This is a genomic window from Pseudomonas entomophila (assembly GCF_013523165.1).
Taxonomy (GTDB): Bacteria; Pseudomonadota; Gammaproteobacteria; order Pseudomonadales; family Pseudomonadaceae; genus Aquipseudomonas; species Aquipseudomonas entomophila_A.
The window spans coordinates 20,170-40,401 of record NZ_JAAMQI010000020.1; the positions used below are offsets into that span (position 1 = coordinate 20,170).

At 67.1% G+C, this 20,232-nt stretch carries 19 protein-coding genes and 1 pseudogene; 13 read left to right on the forward strand and 7 right to left on the reverse strand.

Going from position 1 to position 20,232, the window contains the following annotated elements; genetic code table 11:
- Nucleotides 1–85 precede the first annotated feature (85 nt).
- The 7 genes from G7Z99_RS15445 to G7Z99_RS15475 all read left to right on the forward strand — a co-directional run bounded on the left by G7Z99_RS15445 (nt 86) and on the right by G7Z99_RS15475 (nt 9,674).
- A complete protein-coding gene (locus G7Z99_RS15445; protein ID WP_181095256.1) occupies nt 86–1,885 on the forward strand; it encodes an ABC transporter ATP-binding protein in 1,800 nt (599 codons plus the stop codon).
- Nucleotides 1,879–3,660, forward strand: coding sequence for an ABC transporter ATP-binding protein (locus G7Z99_RS15450; RefSeq protein WP_181095258.1), 1,782 nt, complete (start codon nt 1,879–1,881; stop codon nt 3,658–3,660). The genes G7Z99_RS15445 and G7Z99_RS15450 overlap by 7 nt, the downstream gene beginning before the upstream one ends.
- Nucleotides 3,657–4,601 (forward strand): ABC transporter permease, encoded by a 945-nt coding sequence (locus G7Z99_RS15455; protein WP_181095260.1) that lies wholly within the window; start codon nt 3,657–3,659, stop codon nt 4,599–4,601. The genes G7Z99_RS15450 and G7Z99_RS15455 overlap by 4 nt, the downstream gene beginning before the upstream one ends.
- The gene (locus G7Z99_RS15460; RefSeq protein ID WP_181095262.1) at nt 4,598–5,548 is read left to right on the forward strand and encodes an iron chelate uptake ABC transporter family permease subunit; all 951 of its coding nucleotides are present in this window, start codon (nt 4,598–4,600) and stop codon (nt 5,546–5,548) included. The genes G7Z99_RS15455 and G7Z99_RS15460 overlap by 4 nt, the downstream gene beginning before the upstream one ends.
- Nucleotides 5,545–6,327, forward strand: coding sequence for an iron ABC transporter ATP-binding protein (locus G7Z99_RS15465; protein WP_181095264.1), 783 nt, complete (start codon nt 5,545–5,547; stop codon nt 6,325–6,327). Before G7Z99_RS15460 ends, G7Z99_RS15465 begins: the two co-directional genes overlap by 4 nt.
- A complete protein-coding gene (locus tag G7Z99_RS15470; RefSeq protein ID WP_181095266.1) occupies nt 6,324–7,316 on the forward strand; it encodes a siderophore ABC transporter substrate-binding protein in 993 nt (330 codons plus the stop codon). Before G7Z99_RS15465 ends, G7Z99_RS15470 begins: the two co-directional genes overlap by 4 nt.
- Nucleotides 7,317–7,427: 111 nt before the next feature.
- On the forward strand, nt 7,428–9,674 hold the full coding sequence (locus G7Z99_RS15475) for a TonB-dependent receptor (RefSeq protein WP_181095268.1): 2,247 nt from the start codon (nt 7,428–7,430) through the stop codon (nt 9,672–9,674).
- Between the two features lie 77 nt (nt 9,675–9,751).
- Here G7Z99_RS15475 and G7Z99_RS15480 read toward each other — a convergent pair whose 3' ends face one another.
- Together G7Z99_RS15480 and G7Z99_RS15485 are read right to left on the reverse strand one after the other, a co-directional pair.
- A complete protein-coding gene (locus G7Z99_RS15480; RefSeq protein WP_181095269.1) occupies nt 9,752–10,504 on the reverse strand; it encodes an anti-sigma factor family protein in 753 nt (250 codons plus the stop codon).
- On the reverse strand, nt 10,501–11,022 hold the full coding sequence (locus tag G7Z99_RS15485; protein WP_181095271.1) for a sigma-70 family RNA polymerase sigma factor: 522 nt from the start codon (nt 11,020–11,022) through the stop codon (nt 10,501–10,503). Before G7Z99_RS15485 ends, G7Z99_RS15480 begins: the two co-directional genes overlap by 4 nt.
- 117 nt (nt 11,023–11,139) lie before the next feature.
- On the opposite strand from G7Z99_RS15485, the gene G7Z99_RS15490 reads away from it, so the two are divergent.
- The 4 genes and pseudogenes from G7Z99_RS15490 (at nt 11,140) to G7Z99_RS20305 (ending at nt 14,571) form a co-directional block, all read left to right on the forward strand.
- Nucleotides 11,140–12,192: a catalase family peroxidase gene (locus G7Z99_RS15490; RefSeq protein ID WP_181095339.1), complete on the forward strand. Its 1,053-nt coding sequence runs from the start codon at nt 11,140–11,142 to the stop codon at nt 12,190–12,192.
- On the forward strand, nt 12,189–12,758 hold the full coding sequence (locus tag G7Z99_RS15495) for a cytochrome b (RefSeq protein ID WP_181095273.1): 570 nt from the start codon (nt 12,189–12,191) through the stop codon (nt 12,756–12,758). The genes G7Z99_RS15490 and G7Z99_RS15495 overlap by 4 nt, the downstream gene beginning before the upstream one ends.
- A 172-nt stretch (nt 12,759–12,930) precedes the next feature.
- Nucleotides 12,931–13,713: pseudogene (locus tag G7Z99_RS20300) on the forward strand (MCP four helix bundle domain-containing protein); the annotation flags it as partial.
- Entirely contained in the window at nt 13,708–14,571 is an 864-nt protein-coding gene (locus G7Z99_RS20305; RefSeq protein ID WP_445675012.1) for a methyl-accepting chemotaxis protein, read from the forward strand. The pseudogene G7Z99_RS20300 and the gene G7Z99_RS20305, both read left to right, overlap by 6 nt.
- 422 nt (nt 14,572–14,993) lie before the next feature.
- Here G7Z99_RS20305 and G7Z99_RS15505 read toward each other — a convergent pair whose 3' ends face one another.
- The 3 genes from G7Z99_RS15505 to G7Z99_RS15515 all read right to left on the reverse strand — a co-directional run bounded on the left by G7Z99_RS15505 (nt 14,994) and on the right by G7Z99_RS15515 (nt 16,747).
- Nucleotides 14,994–15,176 (reverse strand): hypothetical protein, encoded by a 183-nt coding sequence (locus tag G7Z99_RS15505; RefSeq protein WP_181095277.1) that lies wholly within the window; start codon nt 15,174–15,176, stop codon nt 14,994–14,996.
- A gap of 295 nt (nt 15,177–15,471) precedes the next feature.
- A complete protein-coding gene (locus tag G7Z99_RS15510) occupies nt 15,472–15,867 on the reverse strand; it encodes a DUF1294 domain-containing protein (RefSeq protein WP_375139162.1) in 396 nt (131 codons plus the stop codon).
- Nucleotides 15,868–15,916: 49 nt separating this feature from the next.
- The gene (locus G7Z99_RS15515) at nt 15,917–16,747 is read right to left on the reverse strand and encodes an undecaprenyl-diphosphate phosphatase (RefSeq protein ID WP_181095279.1); all 831 of its coding nucleotides are present in this window, start codon (nt 16,745–16,747) and stop codon (nt 15,917–15,919) included.
- 264 nt (nt 16,748–17,011) lie between these two features.
- Here G7Z99_RS15515 and pnuC point away from each other — a divergent pair, with 264 nt between their 5' ends.
- Nucleotides 17,012–17,578 carry a nicotinamide riboside transporter PnuC gene (pnuC, locus tag G7Z99_RS15520; protein WP_181095281.1) on the forward strand — a complete coding sequence of 189 codons (567 nt, stop codon included), beginning with the start codon at nt 17,012–17,014 and terminating at the stop codon, nt 17,576–17,578.
- On the forward strand, nt 17,575–18,117 hold the full coding sequence (locus G7Z99_RS15525) for an AAA family ATPase (protein WP_181095283.1): 543 nt from the start codon (nt 17,575–17,577) through the stop codon (nt 18,115–18,117). The genes pnuC and G7Z99_RS15525 overlap by 4 nt, the downstream gene beginning before the upstream one ends.
- A 46-nt stretch (nt 18,118–18,163) precedes the next feature.
- Here G7Z99_RS15525 and G7Z99_RS15530 read toward each other — a convergent pair whose 3' ends face one another.
- Together G7Z99_RS15530 and G7Z99_RS15535 are read right to left on the reverse strand one after the other, a co-directional pair.
- Nucleotides 18,164–19,381 (reverse strand): PAS domain-containing sensor histidine kinase, encoded by a 1,218-nt coding sequence (locus G7Z99_RS15530; protein ID WP_181095285.1) that lies wholly within the window; start codon nt 19,379–19,381, stop codon nt 18,164–18,166.
- The gene (locus tag G7Z99_RS15535) at nt 19,371–20,186 is read right to left on the reverse strand and encodes an alpha/beta fold hydrolase (RefSeq protein WP_181095287.1); all 816 of its coding nucleotides are present in this window, start codon (nt 20,184–20,186) and stop codon (nt 19,371–19,373) included. Before G7Z99_RS15535 ends, G7Z99_RS15530 begins: the two co-directional genes overlap by 11 nt.
- Between the last annotated feature and the right edge of the window lie 46 nt (nt 20,187–20,232).

Below are 20,232 nucleotides of genomic sequence, written 5' to 3' on the forward strand. Positions count from 1 at the left end.
CCCCGCAGCACCCGTCAGCGTCGCGACAGCCCCTGACACCCAGGACACTGCCGGTCATCGCCGGCCGCCATGAACAGGAGAGTCGATGAGCGTCACCGAACACCCCCAAGCCACTGTCGCGCCCAGCACGGGCGTGTCCGACGTCCTGCGCCCCGTCCGTGGCCGCTTGATCCAGGCCGGCCTGCTGGCAGCGGTAGGCAGCCTGCTCACCCTGGTGCCACTGGCCGGTATCGCGTACCTGGCCCGGCTGATGCTGAGCCCACCTGCGTCCGGACCCAAGACAGGGCTGCTCGCCGACACCTGGCTGGTGATCGGTGCCAGCCTGGTCTGCCTGTTCGCGGGCATGGCGCTGATGGCGCTGGCCGAAACGCGTGCCCACCTGGCGGACAACCAGATCACCGGTCACCTGCGCCAGGCCATCGCCGAGCGGTTGGCCAGGGTGCCCCTGGGCTGGTTCACCCAGCAGGCCTCCGGAGAGGTCAAGCAGGCCATGCAGGACGACATCGATACCCTGCACAGCCTGACGGCGCACTTCTACACCACGCTCGGGCGTGCGCTGGGTGCGGTCCTGGGGGCAGTGGTGTACCTGTTCGCCATGGACTGGCGCATGGCGCTGGTGGCGCTGCTGCCCTTCCCGCTGTTCTTCCTGTTCGTCAAGCGCGCCACCCGCGCCAGCGCTGCCAACCTGCCAGCCTTCGGGGCCGGCATGGCCCGGATCAACAACGCGGTGGTGGAGTTCGTCCATGGCATCCCGGTGGTCAAGGCCTTCGGTGCCGAGGGCCAGGCCCATGCCAGCTACCACGGCGCAGTGGACGCCTTCGCCGCGGCGTTCACCGACTTCACGCGCCCGCTGGTCAACGCCATGGCCAATGCCCATGCGCTGCTGACCCCGGTCGCGGTACTGGGCGTGATTCTCACGGCCGGCCTGCTGTTCACCACCCTGGGCTGGATGCAGCCGCTGGACCTGCTGCCCTTCGTCCTGGTCGCACCCGGCCTGTGCGCGCCCCTGCTGCTGCTGAGCTACATCACCCACGACCTGCAGAATGCCACGGGTGCAGCGCAGCGTGTCGGCGCGCTGCTGCGCACGCCGGTGCTCGAGACCTTGCCGGCCGATCCGTCCACCGTGCCGCAGGACAACGCGATTGGAGTGGAGCGGGTGAGCTACCGCTACGGCGACACCCCGGTGCTCGAGGACGTCAGCTTCACCCTGGCCCCCGGCACGGTCACCGCCCTGGTCGGCCCATCCGGCGCTGGCAAGTCGACCCTGGCACGCCTGCTGCTGCGATTCTTCGACCCCGACAGCGGGCGCATCACCCTCGGCGGTGCGGACCTGCGTACGCTGGACAGCACCCAGCTCTATCGCCACGTCGGCTTCGTGCTGCAGGACGTGCGCCTGATCGACGCCAGCCTGCGCGACAACATCGCGCTCGGTCGGCCGACCGCCACCCAGGACGAGGTCGAGGCGGCCGCCCGCACCGCCAACATTCACGAACGCATCCTCGCCCTGCCGCGCGGCTACGACTCGGTGATCGGCGAAGACGCTCACCTGTCCGGGGGCGAACTGCAACGGGTGAGCATCGCCCGTGCCGTGCTGCTCGACCCGCCGGTACTGGTGCTGGACGAAGCGACCGCTGCCGCCGACGCCGAGAACGAAGTGCAGATCCAGAGCGCCCTGTCGCGCTTCGCCCAGGGCCGCACCGTGCTGGTGATCGCCCACCGTCTCGACACCGTGATGCACGCCGACCAGATCCTCCTGCTGGCCGACGGCCGCATCGAGGAGCGTGGCACCCACGCGCAACTGCTGGCGCACCAGGGCCACTATGCCCGGCTCTGGGCGCTTGGAGATGAATCGCAGAACCGCCAGGAGGCGCCCTCGCCATGCTGAAGACCTTCATCGCACTGCTGGGCGCGGACGCTCGCGTGCTGTACCGCTACCTGGGGCTGACCCTGGTCTACGGCCTGCTCAGTGGCCTGACCATCGTGACCGTGGTGCCCGTGCTGTCCCATCTGCTGATCGGTGCGCCCGGACCCGCTGCCGGCTGGCTGGCCGTGCTGCTGGCTGGCGTGGCACTGTGCTGGTGGCTGCGCCGGGTCGTGGAGAAACTGGGCATCCGCGTCGGCATCGCCGTGTTGCAGGGGGGCCGTCACCGCCTGGGCGAACACATGGCGCAGCTGCCGGTCGGCTGGTTCGATGCGGCCAACACCGCACGCCTGAACCACGTCACGACCCAGGGCATGATGACCCTGGCGCAGTTGCCCGCCCACGTGTTCACCCCGCTGCTGACGGCGATCGTCACGCCGATCACGGTTGGCGTGGCGTTGTATGTACTGGACGCGCGCCTGGGGATGATCGCCCTGGTGGCCTTGCTGGTGCTGCTGGCGTTGTTCGCCGTCACCGCACGCCTGGGTCAGCGCGCAGACGCCCGTCACCATGCACAGACCGCACGCGCCAGCCAGCGGATGATCGAGTTCGCCCAGGCCCAGTCCGTGCTGCGCGCATTCAACGGCGATGCCGGGGGCACACGCTTCTTGCAGCACGCCCTCGACGAGCAGCAGCGCGCCGGCAAGGACCTGATCCGGGTGTCGGCCATGTCGGTGGTGGTCAACACCGGCGCGGTACAGGCGGTGTTCGCCCTGTTGCTGGTGGGCGCCGTGCTGACCCTGGGCCATCTGGGCGGTTCGGGTATGCCGGCCAGCACCAGCGTGGCGTTGGTCATGGCCCTGCTGCTGACCACGCGTTTCGTCGACCCGCTGCTGGAGGTCGCCAGCTACAGCGACGTGTTGCGTGGCGCGCGCAGCCAACTGGCCACGGTTGCCGACCTGCTCGCCGCGCGTCCCCTGCCCCTGCCCCTGCCCCTGCCCGAGCATGCCCAGGCGCCAGCCGACGCCAGCGTCGAACTGCGCGGCCTGAGCTTCGCCTATGGCCCCGACCAACCCCGAGTGCTCGACGGCATCGACCTGACCTTTCCGGCCGGCAGCATGACCGCGCTGGTGGGCGCCTCCGGCTCGGGCAAGAGCACGGTGATGCGCCTGATCGCACGGTTCTTCGACGCCGAGCAAGGCAGCGTGCGCATCGGCGGCGTGGACGTCCGGCAGATGAGCAGCGCCCAGCTGGCCGGGCAGATCAGCCAGATCTTCCAGGACGCCTACCTGTTCCAGGGCAGCATCGCCGACAACATCCGCCTCGGCAAACCCGATGCCACCGATGACGAAGTGCTCGAGGTGGCGCGTCAGGCAGGGATCACGGAAATGCTCGAACGCCTGCCCCAGGGCCTGGCGACGGCCGTCGGCGAAGGCGGCGCGCGCCTGTCGGGCGGCGAGCGTCAACGCCTCTCCATCGCACGCGCGCTGATCAAGCCGGCGCCGATCCTGCTGGTCGACGAAGCCACCGCAGCGCTGGATGCGCACAATCAGGCAGCGATCACCGAGACCTTGGCGCGCCTGAAGGGCCAGCGCACGGTGATCGTGATCGCCCACCAGCTGTCCACCGTGGCCATGGCCGATCGCATCGTGGTGCTCGACCAGGGTCGGGTCTGCGAGCAAGGCACACCGACAGCGCTGCGTGAGGCAGGTGGGCGGTATGCGCACTTCCTGGCTCAGCGCCAGGCCGCCAAGGGGTGGCGCATCGCCGGGCAGCCTGTGGACGAGGCCTGCGTTTGAGACCGTCCGTACTCGTGGTGCTGTTCGGCGTGCTGTGCGGCGTGTCGCTGATGGTCGGGGTCGGCCGGATGACCTGGCTCGACCTGGCGGGCCTGTCGGAGGACGCGTGGCTGACACTGACCGCCAGCCGCCTGCCACGCCTGGCTGCCCTGGTGCTGTCCGGTGCCGGCCTTGCGGTGTGCGGGGTGGTGCTGCAACAGATCGTGCGCAACCGCTTCGTCGAGCCGGCCACCAGTGGTGGCCTGGACGCGGCCAAGCTCGGCATCCTGATCGCCGTGAGCGCCTTTCCGGGCGTCGGCACCGTCGGCAAGATGCTGATGGCGCTGGGCGTCAGCTTCGCCGCCAGCCTGGCCTACGTGGCGATGATTCGGCGCATCCGCTTCAAGAGCCTCGTGCTGGTGCCGGTGCTCGGCCTCATGTACGGCAGCGTGCTCAGCGCCGTCGCCGAATTCTGGGCCTACCGTCACCAGTTGCTGCAGAGCCTGCAAGGCTGGTTGATGGGCGACTTCTCGCGCATCGTCCAGGGCAACTACGAAATCATTTTCGTCATCCTACCGGTGGTGGTGCTCATCTACCTGTTCGCGCAACGCTTCACCGTCCTGGGCATGGGTGAAGGCATGGCCAGCAGCCTGGGCCTGAACTACACGGCGACCGTCACCCTCGGGTTGCTGCTGGTGGCGCTGACGGTGTCGGTCACGGTGATCACCGTCGGCGCGATTCCGTTCGTCGGCCTGGTGATCCCCAACCTGATCGCCCTGCGCTATGGCGAGAACCTGCAGCGCACGTTGCCGCTGGTGGCCCTGTGCGGCGCCTCGATGCTGCTGTGCTGCGACATCCTCGGGCGTCTGTTGATCTACCCCTTCGAGGTGCCCATCGGTCTGGTGGCCGGCAGCGTGGGCGGCGTGCTGTTTCTGGTGCTGCTGCTGAGGAAATCGACATGAGCCGCCTGAACGCGCGCCAGGGCATCTGGCTGCTGGTCGCTGTCCTGGCGGTGGCGTTCGTCCTGCTGGGTTCGGGGCTGGACACGGCCTACGTCATCCCCCGGCGCCTGACACGCCTGGCGGCGATCGTGGTCGCCGGCGTGTGCATTGGTTGTGCCTCGGTCATCTTCCAAACCTTGACCGGCAATCGCATCCTGACCCCGGCCATCATGGGCTACGAGGCCATCTACCTGTTGTTCCAGGCTCTGCTCATCCTGCTGCTCGGCACCCACAGCCTGGTGCTGCTCGGCCGGCACGGCAACGTCTGGCTGTCGATCGTGCTGATGCTCGGCTACTCCTGGCTGCTGCACCGCTGGCTGTTGCGCGACGGCCGCCAGAACGTCTACCTGCTGTTGCTGGTGGGGCTGGTGCTGAGCCTGGTGCTGAGCACCCTGACGCAGTTCATCCAGCTCAAGGTCAGCCCTGGGGAATTCTCGATCCTGCAAGGCTTCAACTACGCCTCGTTCAACAAGGCGCAGCCGCTGCAAGTGGCCTACTCCGCCGTCCTGGCCGCCCTCGCCTGCCTGGTGGTACGGCGCACGCTGCCGGTGCTGGACGTGCTGGCCCTGGGGCGCGACCAGGCCATCGTGCTGGGGGTCGATCACGGGCGTGCGGTCAGCCTGCAGATGGCCGTGATCGCCGTGCTGGTGGCGGTGTCCACCAGCCTGGTGGGGCCGACCGCCTTCATGGGCGTGTTCGTCGCCAACCTCACCTACGCACTGGCACGGACCTTCCGCCACCGCGCGACACTGCCGCTGGCCAGCGGGGTGGCCATGGCGCTGTTCATCGTCGCGCAGTACCTGGTCGAGCAGGTCTTCAACTACAACATGTCGGTCAACATCCTGATCAACCTGGTCTGCGGGGTGTATTTCCTGGCCCTGATGACGCGCACACGAGGTACCGCATGATCACCCTGAGCCATGTGTCCAAGGCCTATGGCCAGAACGCCGTGCTGACGGACGTCAACGTGCGCTTTCCGAGCGGACGGATCACCTCGCTGATCGGCCCCAATGGCGCGGGCAAGACCACGCTGCTGATGCTCATCGCCCGGCTCCAGCAGGCATCGGCCGGCGAACTGTGCATCGACGGGCAGGCAATCGGCCAACTGGCCGTGCGCGACTACGCCAGGCGCGTCGCGACCCTGCGCCAGACGCCGGACTTCAACCTCAGGCTGACCGTGGACGAGCTGGTCGCCTTCGGCCGCTTTCCCTACAGCCAGGGCGCGCTCACTGTTGAAGACAGACAGGCCATCGACGAGGCCATCGCCTTTCTTTCGCTGGAGCACCTGCGCGGGCAGTACGTCGACGAGCTGAGCGGTGGCCAGCGGCAGATGGCGTTCCTGGCCATGACCATCGCCCAACAGACGCCCTACCTGTTGCTGGACGAGCCGCTGAACAACCTGGACATGAAGCATGCCGTGCTGATCATGCGCGCGCTGCGCCGGCTGTGCGACGAGCAGGGCCGCACGGTGATCCTGGTGGTGCACGACATCAACTTCGCCGCCAACTACTCCGATCACATCGTGGCCATGAAACGGGGCACGGTGTGCTTTTGCGGCCCGGTCGCCGAGGTGATCGACGAGGCGCGCCTGCGCGAGCTGTTCGACCTGGATTTCGAGATCCTGCCCGCCGGGCGTGGATTCGTTTGCAACTACTTCAACCCATCGCTTTCGCCGGAGCTGCCATGAAACCCTTCGCCACGTCCCTGCTGACCCTGGCCGTCGCCCTGTCCCTGGCCGGATGCGACCAGCCCAAGGCCGATGCGCCGAGCGCGGCGGCCACGTCCAGCGCCGACTACCCGCCGGTGCGCATCGAGCACGCGCTCGGCACCACCGTGATCGAGGCGCCGCCACAGCGCGTGGTGGCCTTCGACATGAGCGAGGTCGACAGCGTCGTGCAGTTGCAGGCGCCCCTGGTGGGCATGGCCAAGGACTACGTGTCGACGTTCCTGCTGCCCTACCGCGATGACCCGGCCATCGCCGACGTCGGCACCACCATCCAGCCCAACCTGGAGCGCCTGCACGCGCTCAAGCCGGACCTGATCCTGATCTCGCCGCTGCAGGCGCAAAGCTATGCCGAGCTGAGCGAGATCGCGCCGACCGTCTATGACGATGTCGACCTGACCAACCAGCGCAGCGACTTTCTCGACACCGCCAAGGCCCATGTGCGAACGCTCGGGCGCATCTTCGGCAAGCAGGCCCTGGCCGAACAGAAGGTCGCGCAGATGGACGCCACCATCGCCCGCACGCGCCAGGTGACCGAGGGCCGCCCGGAAAAAGCCCTGATCGTGCTGCACAACAATGGCGCCTTCACCTCCTACGGGGTCAAGTCGCGCTATGGCTACGTGTTCGACACCCTGGGGGTCAAGCCGGCCAGCACCGACCTCCAGGCGAGCCTGCACGGTCAGCCGATCTCCAACGAGTTCATCCGCGAGGCCGATCCTGACATCCTCTACGTGATCGACCGGACCGCCGTGATGGAGCGCCGGCCCGCGCTGAACCTCGACAGCCTGGACAACCCGCTGCTACGCCGCACGAAAGCCTGGAACAGTGGCCGCGTGGTGTTCGTCGATGCGCAGACCTGGTACCTGTGCACCGCCAGCGTGACCTGCCTGGAGCGCATTGCCGACGACGTGGTGAAAGGCTATCGCGTTCAAGATACCCAGGCGGCGCGCTGAAGACGTTCCACGTCTTTCAACTGCTAATGATTTGCATTGCGGGATTTCGCGACTGGTTCGGATAGTCAGTGCATCACTTCCATTCTGGGTCGAAGCCAAAGGAATCCCGCAATGTCGTCACGCTGCACCCCTGTTTGCCTGGCGCCCGCCGCCTGCCCGTCGCCCCTACCGCGCCTGGCGCCTGATCGCACCTGCCTGGCTGTGCGCCTGGCCTTGCTAGTGAGCCTGGGGGCGACGACGCACTCGGCACTCGCGCAAACGCCCGCCCCCCAGGCCCCGAGCGAATCGACGCAGACGCACCTGGTCCTGTCGGACATCACCGTCGAGGCGACCGAGGACGCGGCAGACGATCTGCCGCCGGTCTACGCTGGCGGCCAAGTCGCCACCGGCGGGCGCATCGGCCTGCTGGGCAACAAGGACCTGATGGAAACCCCCTTCAGCACGCTCAGCTACACCGAGCAGTACGTGCAGGACCTCCAGGCCCGGGACATCACCGACGTGATCGCCGCCACCGACCCGTCGGTCTTCACCAACGGGGTGAAGAACACGCACAGCGAGAGCTACGCCATCCGCGGCTTCAACACCAGCCCCAGCGACATGACCGTCGAAGGGCTGTTCGGCATGGCGCCCTTCTACCGCGCCTCGCCGGAGATCTACGAGCGGATCGAAGTGCTCAAGGGCCCTTCCGTGCTGCTCAACGGCATGCCGCCGAACGGTTCGGTGGGCGGCACCATCAACCTGGTGCCCAAACGCGCCGGCGACACGCCGTTGACCCGCGTGACCGGCACTTTCGAGTCCGACTCGCAGCTTGGCGGGCACTTGGACATCGGGCGCCGTTTCGGCGAGGGCAACCAGTTCGGGGTGCGCTTCAACTCGGTCTACCGTGACGGCGATACGGCCACCGACGACCAGAGCCACCGGGTCGGCGTGAATGCCCTGGCACTGGACTGGCGCGGCGAGCGGGCGCGGTTGTCCCTCGACCTGTTCGACAGCGACGACACCACCGTCGGGCAGAACCGCGGCATCGGCCTGGCCGCTGGCCTGTCGGTACCCAAGCCCCCCAGCGCGGACACCTTGCTCAGTCCGGACTGGGGACGTGTACGCACCCAGGACAAGGGTGTGATCCTGCGCGGTGAGTACGCGCTGAGCGATCGACTGACCGCCTATGGCGCGGTGGGCACCAGCAAGACTCACTACCAGTACAGCGGGGCCATGTCGGCCACCGTGATCAATGCCCGGGGTGACCTGTCCACGACCCTGGGGCAACTGCGCCAGGAGTTTCACAAGACGTCCGCCGAAGTCGGCCTGCGCGGCCAGTTCGACACGTTCGGCATCGGCCACCAGTGGTCGGTCAACGCGACCCAGTACAGCGACAAGGAGCGCGACTGGGGGCGTCGCGGCATTCCGAACACGACCTGGGTCACCAACCTCTACCACCCCGTGTGGGGCCCCAAGGCGCCGGAGGCATGGCCCTACATCATTCATAACGAGAACGACCTCAAGAGCTACGGCATTGCCGATACCTTGTCGTTCCTCGACGAGCGTGTGCAGTTGACCCTGGGGGTGCGCCGTCAGGAAGTGGTGTCCGACACGTACAACACGGGCACCGGCGCGCGCAACCGACCGGGCTACGACGAACACGCCACCAGCCCGGCGGGGGCCATTCTGTTCAGGCTGACCGATGAGCTTTCGCTGTATGCCAACTACATCGAAGGCTTGAGCAAGGGCAGCTCGGCCCCCTTGACCGCGGCCAACGCCGGCGAGATGTTCGCACCCTACGAGTCCAAGCAGCGCGAGATCGGCGCCAAGCTGGACCTCGGCACCTTCACCCATACCCTGGCGCTGTACGAGATCAAGCGCCCCAACGGCTACACCGACCCGGCCACCAACCTCTACTCCTTCGGCGGCGAGCAGCGCAACCGCGGCGTCGAATGGAGCTTCTTCGGTTCGCCGATGATGGACGTGCGCCTGATGGGCGGCGTCGCCTACGTGGACCCGGAGGTGACCAAGGCCAGCACGAGCACCCAGGAAGGCAAGACCGCCACCGGCGTGCCGAAGCTGCAGGGCAAGCTGGGGGTCGAATGGGACACGCCCTTCGTCGAGGGCCTGACCCTGACCGCCAACGCCACGTCGTTGTCCAAGCAGTACATCAGCGCCGACAACGCCCAGTCGATTCCCGGCTACACGATCTTCGACGCCGGCGCGCGCTATGCGATGAACGTCAGTGGCAAGCCGGTGGTGGTCCGCGCCGGCGTCTCGAACCTCGCCAACAAGAACTACTGGGGTGTGCCGCAGACGTCCAGCCTGGCCCTGGGCGAGCCGCGCACATACCAATTGTCGGCGACGGTGGACTTCTGATCCCTGCCTGACGCCGCCCGTGCGCACGCCTTGAGCGAGCAAGTGGCGCCGATCGGCCACCGGGCTCGGCCACCAGGCTACAACGCCGTGCGCAGCGCCTGTTCCAGGCGTTCGCCCTGCGTGTCCTGGGCCGGGCCGACCACGGCGAAGTTGTAGGCGCCGTGGGACCAGTAGCGTGCCTCGAGCGCGCCCTCGCGCCGCTGCCCGCTGGCCATGTGGCCGAAGTGCCGACCCGGCGCACGCAGAAACACGCTCAGGCGCCCGCCCTGGGCGTCTTCGTACAGCAGCAAGGCTGCCGGGCCATTTTCGTTGGCGAGCAGGCGCGCCCCGACCGGGACCAGGCCTTGTTCGGCCAGGTCCGGCAGGTCGCCGACCTGGGTGAAATGCCGGGCGAGCCAGGCACGCAGGCGGGCCGGGTCGCGCGCCTGGATGTCCAGAGCCGCCGTCTCGGCGAACAGCCGGTGGGCCTGCACGGCATCCGCCATCGGCGGCGTACCGGCCAGCCAGGTGGCTTCGCGGGCCTGCCAGCCTCCCAGGCTGCCCAGGCCCAGGGTCAGCAGCAGGAGAGCTGCCGTGGCCAGGTGCTGCCGGCGCCGCCTGACCAGTCGCTGGCGCACCGTCGCCAGCGACGGACCGGCATCGGCACGGGCGTCGTACCCGCCGGCCAGGGCCGCGCGCAAGCGCCGGGCATCGTCGCGCCAGCCATCGACCATGGCCTGCTCCTGGGGATGCGAGGCCAGCCACAGGGTGATCTGCGCGCGCCGCGCCGGGTCGAGACGGTCGTCGACATAGGCGTGCAGTTCATGCTCGCTCGGGGCCGAAAAAATCATTTGAGCCTCCGCAACGCCATCGGCGCGGGCGTTTCTTCGGTCAGTTCACGCAGTGCCGCACGGGCACGGGACAGCCTCGACATCACCGTACCGATCGGGATGTCCAGGGCCTGGGCGACCTCCTTGTAGCTCAATCCCTCGACGCTGACCAGCAACAGCAAGGCGCGCTGTTGCTCCGGCAGGCGGGCGAAGGCCTGCAGGTCGGCCTGGGCGAAGACGCTCGACTCGGTGGCGTCATGTCGCGATGCCTCGCTGGTGCTACCGAGGCCGATCCAGCCCAGCCAGCGGGCATGCCGCTTCTCCCGGCGCTTGCCGTCCAGGAACAGGCGATACAGGATGGTGAACAACCAGGGCCGCAGGCCGTCGCGCTCGCGTTGCTGAGCGCCGCGGCTCAGGGCGCGCTCCAGGGTCGCCTGCACCAGGTCGTCGGCGCTGGTGGCATCGCGGGCCAGCCACAGGGCGAAGCGACGCAGGCTGTTGAGCAGGTCGCGCCATTGACGTTCATCCAGGTCATGCATGTTCAGGTTCGAGGCTCGGGGAAAAGGACTGACAACAGACGCCTGGCGAGCGAAAGCATTCCCTCGGGAATAGAATTTTCGCTCGAGCGTCGTACTGGCCTGTCCCCTCACGAGAACCTGCGCATGACCACTCCCCTGCAAGGGCGCCGCAAAGCCCTGCGCTTGTTCGGCATCGGCGCGGTGCTGGCGTCGGCCGGTGCCGGCTTCGCCTATGCCGCCGGCTGGATCGGCGCTCCGGCACTGACCCCGCAACGCATCATCGACACCTTCGAAGCCCAGGCCGGGCATCACCCGGGGTATCGCAAGAACCACGCCAAGGGCCTGTGCGTCAGCGGGTACTTCGAAAGCACCGGGCTCGCCGCGCCGCTCTCGAGCGCCCGGGTCTTCAGCCAGCCGCGTGTGCCGGTCATCGGACGCTTCGCCCTCGGTGGCGCCAACCCGCACGTTGCCGACGCCGCCGTGCCGACGCGCAGCCTGGCCCTGCAACTGAGCACCGACGACGGGCAGCGCTGGCGCACCGGCATGAACAACCCGCCGGTGCTGGCCGTCAACAGCGTCGAAGGCTTCTATGACCAGGTCCTGGCGAGCACACCGGACCCCACGACCGGCAAACCCGACCCGGCACGGCAGACAGCCTTTGCCAAGGCGCACCCGGAAGGCGCCGCGTTTCGTCAGTGGGCGGCCCAGTACCGGCCCAGCGACAGCTTCGCCAACACCGCCTACAACAGCATCAATGCGTTTCGTCTGATCGACGGCCAGGGGGCGGTGCAGCCGGTGCGCTGGCGCCTCGAGCCTCACACGCCGTTTCAGAACCTGCCCACGGGCATCGCCGACCCGGACTACCTGCAACATGACCTCCAGGCCCGCGTGAAGCAGGGCCCACTGCGCTGGACCTTGCGCCTCACCCTGGCCGAGCCTGGCGACGACATCGACGACCCGGCCCAGGCCTGGCCGGCGCAACGGCGCACGGTGGACGCCGGTACCGTGGTCATCGACCGGGTCGAAGCGCCGGAGCAAGGCGCCTGCCGTGACCTCAACTTCGACCCCCTGATCCTGCCGACCGGCATCGCGCCGTCCGATGACCCGATCCTCGCGGCCCGCTCGGCCGCCTATGCCGAATCCTTCAACCGCCGCAGCCGCGAACGCCTCGAGACAGGAGCACGCCCATGACCCCCAGCACCTTTCATCCACTGAGCCGGGCGGTGCACTGGCTGATGGCCGTGCTGATCCTGGCGATGCTGTTCATCGGGGTGAACATGGTCGGCAACCTGTCGCCCTGGCACCCCACCCTGGTCACGCTGCACAAGGCCACCGGGCTGGCGCTGCTGGTGCTGGTGCTCCTGCGTATCGTGCTGCGCGTGAGCCTGCCGCACCCGCCCCTGCCACGCGACCTGCCGCCGCTGCAGCGCTGGGCCGCCGGCGCCTCGCACCTGGCCCTCTACGGGTTGATGCTGGGCATGCCGCTGCTGGGCTGGGCGATGTTGTCGGCGGGTGACTACCCTCGTCCGCTGGGGCTGCCGGCGATCGCCCCGCACGACCTGTGGCTCTATGCCGTGCTGCGCCAGGCGCACGGCTGGGCCGGCTACCTGCTGTTCGCCACGATCCTGGTGCACGTGGGCGCCGCGCTGATGCATGCGCTCGTGCGGCGGGACGGGGTGATGCGTGCGATGTGGCCCGGTCGGGCCGGGCGTGCGCCGGCGCCGCCGCCGGTCGAGCGTTCGCGCTCTGAACGGTGACCGGCTCGGACGACCCAGAGAGACGGCCCGTCGATGAAGGATTCGTCATGCACGAAAATAACTGCGCGCCCCGCTCAAGGCCGGACACGGATGACCGATAACCGAGCGAGTGCCCAGGTTTTCTGACCTGTGGCAATTCGCTCTCTTTCGGTCCCTCTTCCTGGATGCCTCCATGCACTGGCTACGCGATGCAAAACTCTCCACCAAACTGATCGCCGCCTTTGGCTTGTGCGCGCTCATCACCCTTGCGGTGGGCGTGCTCGGCAGCCGCGGCATTTCCCAACTGTCGGACAGCCTCCGGTCGGTCTTTTCCAACAACCTGGTGTCGGTGTCCAAGGCCGCTGAAGCCAAGAGCAAGGCCATCGCGCAGCAGAGGGACCTGTACGCATTGATCGGCGCCATTGCCTCGAATGCTCCACAGGCGAGCCGTGATCAGGTTCTGCAGAGCCTGGAAGCCAACCGCACCGACAGCGAAAAGGCCTTCGCCCTGTACCGCACCACGCCCCTGGCAGACGATGAACGCGCTGCCGGTGATCGCATGGAGCGTGATTGGCCGGCCTATCAGGCCCAGGTACAGCGTGTGCTCACGGCGCTGCAGGCCGGTGATGTGGACACCGCTCGAAGCATCATCGGCAGTGACGTGCAACAGCACTATCGGGTCATCCTCGATGAATTCAGCGTGATCATCGAATCCAATAACCGCCAGATCGTCGAAGGCGGGCAACAGGCCAGCGCCAGCGAACGCGCGGCGACGACCGTGCTGTACACCGGCGTCGCCGTGGCCTTCATTGCCGCGCTGCTGCTTGGCGTCTTCATCAGCCGTCTGATCAGCCGCCCCATCGCCCAGGCCGTGGTAAGCGCCCAGGCTATCGCCCGTGGCGACCTGACGCAGCAGGTCCGTAGCGAAGCCGCCGACGAGACCGGCCAGTTGCTCAATGCTCTCGGCGACATGCAGCAGAGCCTGAAGACCACCATCCAGCAGATCGCCGATGCGTCCAACCAGTTGGCGTCGGCGGCCGAAGAACTCAATGCGGTGACCGAGGACAGCAGCCGTGGCCTGCTGCGCCAGAACGACGAGATCCAGCAGGCTGCCACGGCGGTGACCGAGATGACCTCAGCGGTCGAGGAAGTCGCCCGCAACGCCATGTCCACCTCCGAAGCCTCGCGGGGCGCCAGCGCCCAGGCCGGCGAAGGCCTGGGCCAGGCGCGTCATGCCGTGTCGGCGGTCGATGACGCCACGCGCGAGATCGGCACCTCCACCACCATCGTCGAACAGCTGGCCACGCAACTGCGTGACATCGGCAAGGTACTGGACGTGATCCGCGGCATCGCCGAGCAGACCAACCTGTTGGCGCTCAACGCCGCCATCGAGGCAGCCCGCGCGGGCGAGCAGGGTCGCGGGTTCGCGGTGGTGGCCGATGAGGTACGCGCACTGGCGGCACGCACCCAGGCCTCCACGGGCGAGATCGAAGGCATGATCAACGCCGTCCAGGCCAGCTCCGACCAGGCCGTGGTGGCCATGGGCAAGAGCCAGACCCTGGTGACTACCACCCAGACGCTGGCCCGTGCCACGGGCGATGCGCTGGAGCAGATCGCGGTGGGCATCGGCCAGATCAACGACCGTAACCTGGTGATCGCCAGTGCCTGCGAGGAGCAGGCCAACGTGGCGCGCGAGGTGGACCGCAACCTGCTCAACATCCAGGACCTGTCGACCCAGACGGCGACGGGTGCGCAGCAGACCAGCGCTTCGGCGCAGGACTTGTCGCGCCTGGCGGTGTCCTTCAACGAGCTGGTACGACGCTTCAAGCTCTGAATGGGGGCGTGAGGGCTCATCCTTTTGGGAGTGGGCTTGCCCGCGAGACAGGCGGCGACGGGCCGGACGCCATCGCGGGCAAGTCCGCTCTCATAGAAAATAAAATATCTTGTTGATTTTAAAAGAAATAACTTCAGGATTTTGTGGGCCCTGCGGGCCCACATTAGCACTTGGCAGAAACCATAAAATCTCCCACAGGTGACCGCGATAGCCTGCAACCCCACGGTGGGGCTACCGGTGTAGGAGCGGCCCCCGTGCCGCGATGGGCCGCAAAGCGGCCCCAGAAATCAATCAGCGACACAGTATCTGAGCACTGCCAGCTATCGTCATGTTCTCTGCGCGACAGCGCGGCGCCAAGGCGGCGGGCAAACTCCCACAGGTTGGAATACAGGCCTGACAGCCCGTTTCAGTGCGGCGTGCCTTCAGGGGTTGATGAAATGCACCAACACCCGCTTGATCGCCGGCCAGTTCACCCATTGCCAGAGTTTTCCGCTCGACAGGTGTTCGACGATGCGGTTGGAGCCACCGGTCAGGCTGACCACGGTGATGTAGACGAACCACTTCCTGATGAAGCTCGATAATCGTTTTCTCTTGTATCTGGGCAATCCACACATCCAGGCTGGGGGTCTTAAGAAGCGCTTGCAAGGTGACCGTGCGGGTCGCTCGGTCATCGGCCGAGCGCTCGATCAGGCAACCTGCCACCCACACAGTCCCTGCCGTCTGGCAAGCCTGTCTGGCTAGGACACCGCCACGTCGCCAGGAATGCCATCGACGTGAACGTCAAGGCCATGGCCGCACGAAACGGGCGCGCACGGTCGCTCAGCCCGAGGCCCGTGTCAACGGGTAGGCCCTGCCTTCTTCACAAGGTATGAGCACTGCGCCGACGATCAGCGCCAGCCGTCAATCCTGCGCCAGGCCGAGCAGACGCACCAGGCCTTGCCCGGCGAAGACCACGCGGTCGCACCAGAGCACTTCATGCAGCAGCACGATGGCCCAGACGATCACCTGAAACGGCACCTTGCGGGTCTTGTGTCGGCACACCTGCTGGGCGACCAGCGCGCCGGGCCAGCCGCCCAGCAGCTCGCTCAGGTGCAGGTACTTCTCAGGCACGCGCCAGCCCTGGGTGCGGGCACGATGCTTGTCATGCCAGTACAGGCCGAAGGCGATCAGGCTGGCCAATGGGTAGAACGCCAGCCACAGTGGGCTGGCACCCCCGAGCACCGCCTGCACCACGCCGAGCGCCGGCAAGGTGCACAGGGCGAGCAGAAGGGCCACCTTGGGCCAGCGCAGGTGCACCTCTGCCCTCCCCCGAGGTGCGGCCCGGGTGGTGCGTTCACGACTCACGTCAGCCCTGCGCCGTGGTCCAGTCGATCCAGCCGAACAGCCAGGTCGCCAGGATCAGCAGGCCGAAGCCGATGCGGTACCAGGCGAACACCGCATAACTGTGGTGGGCGATGAACTTCAGCAGCCCGCGCACCGCGATCATGGCGAACAGGAACGACACCACGAAGCCCAGGGCGAACACCGGCAAATCGGCGGGCTGGAATAGCTCACGGTACTTGTAGCCCGAGTACACTGCCGCGCCGACCATGGTCGGCATGGCCAGGAAGAACGAGAACTCGGTGGCCGCCGTGCGCGACAAGCCGAACAGCAGCCCGCCGATGATGGTCGACCCGGAACGCGACGTGCCGGGGATCATCGCCACGCACTGCACCAGGCCGATCTTCAGCGCCTGGTGCCAGCGCATCTGGTCGACGTGCTCGACCGTCACCTGATGGTCACGTCGCTCGGCCCAGAGCATGATCACCCCGCCGATCACCAGCGCTGCAGCCACGGTGATGGGGTTGAACAGGTATTCGTGGATCAGGTCGGCGAACAGCACGCCAAGCACCACCGCTGGCATGAAGGCCAGCAGCAGGTTGGCGGTGAAGCGACGCGCCTGGCGCTCACGCGGCAGGCCGACGACGATGTCGAGGATCTTGCGGCGAAACGCCCAGACCACGGCCAGGATCGCGCCGAGCTGGATGATGATGTTGAAGGCCATGGCCCGTTCGCCGCCGAAGTCGATCAGGTCGGCGACGATGATCTGGTGCCCGGTGCTGGAGATCGGCAGGAACTCGGTGAGCCCTTCGACGATACCCAGAATGATTGCCTGCAAGGCGCTCCAAAGATCCATCGTTCCCCCACGGGGCGCTGGTGCGTTCCAGGCCCGCTGTACGTTGAGTGGTGTGTTCTACCGCGAGCGGCGGGCCGTTTTACAGCGAAGGTTGGAGTAAAGCCAGTCGAAAAGTTCCGCTTCGATGAAAGTTTCATCTTAAGCCGAACAGCATGTTAGCAGAGGGTTTGCGAGCCTGGCGGAAATTTGACACGCGCGTCGCTTTCCGCTCGACGTGGGACTTGGCGTACAATCGCGCCCCTCTTCACTGACCGAGGATCCTCCATGTCCGGCCTGGAACTGTTCGCCGCCGCCCTCGGTGTGCTCGCCGTGTGGCTGACCGTCAAGCAGAACCCCTGGTGCTGGCCGATCGGCCTGGTCATGGTGCTGGTGTACAGCTGGATCTTCTACGACGTGCGGCTGTATTCCGACATGCTCCTGCAACTGGTCTACGCCGTCCTGCAGCTGTATGGCTGGTGGCAGTGGACGCGCCCAGGGCACCTCGAACGCGCCCGTCAGGTCAGCCGCCTGTCGGCGCCGGCCATGGGCCTGAGCCTGGGCGCTGGCCTGCTGGTCAGCCTGGTGCTGGGCGCGGCCATGGCTCACTGGACCGATGCCGCGCAGCCCTGGCTGGACGCCGCGCTGACCGGCTTCAGCCTGGTAGCGCAGGTGTGGATGGCGCAGAAGCGGCTGCAATGCTGGGCGCTGTGGGCCGTGCTGGACACGGTGTTCGTCGGCCTGTTCCTGTACAAGGGGCTTTACCTGACCGCAGCGCTGTACGCGCTGTTCACCTGGCTGGCCGTGCGCGGCTGGCTCGCGTGGCGGCGTGCGCCCAGCGTGGCCTGCGCATGAAGGTGCTGGTGCTGTGCGGACCTGAATCGAGTGGCAAGAGCTGGCTGGGCGGTGAACTGCAGGCGCACTTTGGCGGCTGCCTGGTCGGCGAGTACGTTCGTCATTTCATCGACCTGCATCGGCGCGACACCTGCCTGGCCGACATTCCGGCCATCGCCCATGGGCAACTGGCCTGGGAGGACGAGGCGCGTCGGCAAGCGCCCGAGCTGCTGATCCTCGACACGCATCTGCTGAGCAACCTGCTGTGGAGCCGGACGCTGTTCGGTGATTGTCCGGCCTGGCTGGAGCAGGCTCTGTTGGCCAGGCACTACGACCTGCACCTGCTGCTCGACCCGCGTGGCGTGGAATGGGTGAGCGACGGTCAACGCTGTCAGCCCGAGCTGGCGCACCGGTACGTGTTCTTCGAACAGAGTCGCCAGTGGCTGCTGGCCCACCATCAGCCAGTGCAGGTACTCGAGGGCACCTGGGCGCAGCGACGGGCAGCGGCCTTCGAGGCAGTCGAGCGGTTGTTGGCGCGCCCGACGACCACGACACGCTGATCCACGGTAGCCAGGCGTGCGCTTGCCATGAAAATGGCGGGCGAGATCAGCCTGCCTGCGAGCCGGCCAGCGGAACCGAGGCCGTTTGCCGGCCCTCCTCGGCCTGCGCCAGGCAGACGATGAAACGCGTGCCGTCGACCGTGTCCGAACTGACGCTGACGGTGCCACCATGGGCCTCGGCAATGGCCTTGACGATGAACAACCCCAGGCCCACGCTGCGCCCCACGCTCTGCTCGCTGCCGCGCACCATCGGCTCGAACAGCACGTCCAGGGTGGCCTGGGGGATCGGCTGGCCGTAGTTGAGGACGGTGACCTGCGGGTGCCCCTGGGAGAAGTCGGAAATCACATGGATCGGCTGGGCCGGGTCACCGTACGCCACGGCGTTGCCGACCAGGTTGCCGATCAGTTGCTGTATCCGGTCGGCGTCCAGGGGCGCGCGGCCATGGGCGACGGCCTGGTGCAGAAGCTTGACGTCCGGGAACGCCACACGCAGCTCGTCCAGGCTCTGGCGTACCACCTCGTGCAGGTCGAGCGGCGTCGGGGAGATGGCGATGCCGTGACCGATGCGTTCCAGGGTGAAGTCCAGCAGGTCGGCGATCATGCGCTCGGCGCGCCCTGCCGATTGGCCGATGTGCGACAGCATGCGCGCCTCGCGCGGTGAGCGTTCGGCGCGGCCGAGCATTTCGGACGCCATCTGGATTGCGGCCAGGGGCGTTCTCAGGTCATGGCTGACGATACCGACCATCTGCTCGGCATACACGGCGCGTTGCTGGGCGCTCTGGTACGCCTTCTTCAGCTGGGCCTGCGCTTCGTCCAGGCTCGCCTGCGCCAGGGTCTTTTCTCGCAGCAGGTTCTCTGCCAGGTTGCGTGCATGCAGCAGCTCGCGCTCGTAGCGGTCACGTTCGGTCGTGGTGAACACCGACAGCTGGTAGTAGGCCAGGCCTTCGTGAACCTGCCGCACGCCGTTGAGCAACATCGTGACGGCACTGCCATCGTGGTGCAGCAGCTGCAGCTTGACTTCGCCGACCGACCCTTGCATGTGCATGAGGGGCGCCCAGTGGGTCTGGTAGAAGATCCGCCCGCCCATGGTCAGCAGGTCCTGGAAACGCTGACCGCACAGGGTGTCGCAGGTATGCCCCAGCCACTCGGCGAAGGTTCGGTTGACCTGCAGCAGCGTGCCGTCTTCGCGCGTGGTCAACAGGCCGCAAGGGGCCTGGTCGAACAGCGTTCGCGCGTCCGGCAGCCCGGAGGTGTCAACCGTCATCACGGCTACCGAGCCTGGCGAGGAAGGCGTTCATCGCCTCGACGCAGGCACTGGGGGCGCTCATGTGCGGGCAGTGGCCGATGTTCTCGACCTTGCACAAGGTACTCCCGACGATGACCCGGTTCAGGTATTCGCCGACCTGCACCGGTGCGATCAGGTCTTCGCTGGCCTGCAGGATCAAGGTCGGGGTGGTCAGGCGCGCCACGTCCTCACGGTTGTCGGACAGGAAGGTGACGCGGGCGAACTGCTTGGCGATGTCCGGCCGCGTGCTGCAGAAACTCTGGGTCAGCTCGTCGGCCAGGGCGGGTTGGCCAGGCGCGCCCATGATCACCGGCGCCATGCTGCTGGACCAGCCCAGGTAATTGCTGTCGAGGGTTTCGAGCAGGGCATGGATGTCGTCGCGCGAGAACCCGCCGACGTACCCATCGTCATCGATGTAGCACGGGGATGGCCCGACCATGACATGGGCCGCGACCCTGCCGGGCGTGGCCAGGTCGCTCAGCACGCCGATCATGGCACTGACCGAGTGCCCGACCAGCACCACCGGCCCCTTGCCGTAGGCGTCGATGAGCTGCGACAGGTCATCGGCGTAGCCTGCCAGGGTTTCGTAGCGAACCGGGTCGTAGACGCTCAGGTCGGAGCGCCCCGAGCCGATCAGGTCGTGCAGGACCACCGTGAACCGGTCGGCGAAAGGTTCGACCAGGTAGCGCCACATGGTCTGATCGCAACCGAAGCCGTGCGAAAAGATCATCGTCGTCGGGCCATGCCCGAGGATGTTGACATTGTGGCGTTGCTGCAGGGTCATGGACGGTCTCGTGCGCAGTGGATGGGAAGAAGATGAAGGCCCTTGA

Bases quoted from the DNA above. Each gene is read 5' to 3' on its own strand.
- pnuC (WP_181095281.1), top strand. From the start codon at position 17,012: ATGTCCGGCCTGGAACTGTTCGCCGCCGCCCTCGGTGTGCTCGCCGTG.
- G7Z99_RS15450 (WP_181095258.1), top strand. From the start codon at position 1,879: ATGCTGAAGACCTTCATCGCACTGCTGGGCGCGGACGCTCGCGTGCTG.
- G7Z99_RS15445 (WP_181095256.1), top strand. From the start codon at position 86: ATGAGCGTCACCGAACACCCCCAAGCCACTGTCGCGCCCAGCACGGGC.
- G7Z99_RS15515 (WP_181095279.1), bottom strand. From the start codon at position 16,747: ATGGATCTTTGGAGCGCCTTGCAGGCAATCATTCTGGGTATCGTCGAA.
- G7Z99_RS15480 (WP_181095269.1), bottom strand. From the start codon at position 10,504: ATGATTTTTTCGGCCCCGAGCGAGCATGAACTGCACGCCTATGTCGAC.
- G7Z99_RS15495 (WP_181095273.1), top strand. From the start codon at position 12,189: ATGACCCCCAGCACCTTTCATCCACTGAGCCGGGCGGTGCACTGGCTG.
- G7Z99_RS15525 (WP_181095283.1), top strand. From the start codon at position 17,575: ATGAAGGTGCTGGTGCTGTGCGGACCTGAATCGAGTGGCAAGAGCTGG.
- G7Z99_RS15485 (WP_181095271.1), bottom strand. From the start codon at position 11,022: ATGCATGACCTGGATGAACGTCAATGGCGCGACCTGCTCAACAGCCTG.
- G7Z99_RS15535 (WP_181095287.1), bottom strand. From the start codon at position 20,186: ATGACCCTGCAGCAACGCCACAATGTCAACATCCTCGGGCATGGCCCG.
- G7Z99_RS15530 (WP_181095285.1), bottom strand. From the start codon at position 19,381: ATGACGGTTGACACCTCCGGGCTGCCGGACGCGCGAACGCTGTTCGAC.
- G7Z99_RS15470 (WP_181095266.1), top strand. From the start codon at position 6,324: ATGAAACCCTTCGCCACGTCCCTGCTGACCCTGGCCGTCGCCCTGTCC.
- G7Z99_RS15460 (WP_181095262.1), top strand. From the start codon at position 4,598: ATGAGCCGCCTGAACGCGCGCCAGGGCATCTGGCTGCTGGTCGCTGTC.
- G7Z99_RS15475 (WP_181095268.1), top strand. From the start codon at position 7,428: ATGTCGTCACGCTGCACCCCTGTTTGCCTGGCGCCCGCCGCCTGCCCG.
- G7Z99_RS20305 (WP_445675012.1), top strand. From the start codon at position 13,708: ATGCAGCAGAGCCTGAAGACCACCATCCAGCAGATCGCCGATGCGTCC.
- G7Z99_RS15465 (WP_181095264.1), top strand. From the start codon at position 5,545: ATGATCACCCTGAGCCATGTGTCCAAGGCCTATGGCCAGAACGCCGTG.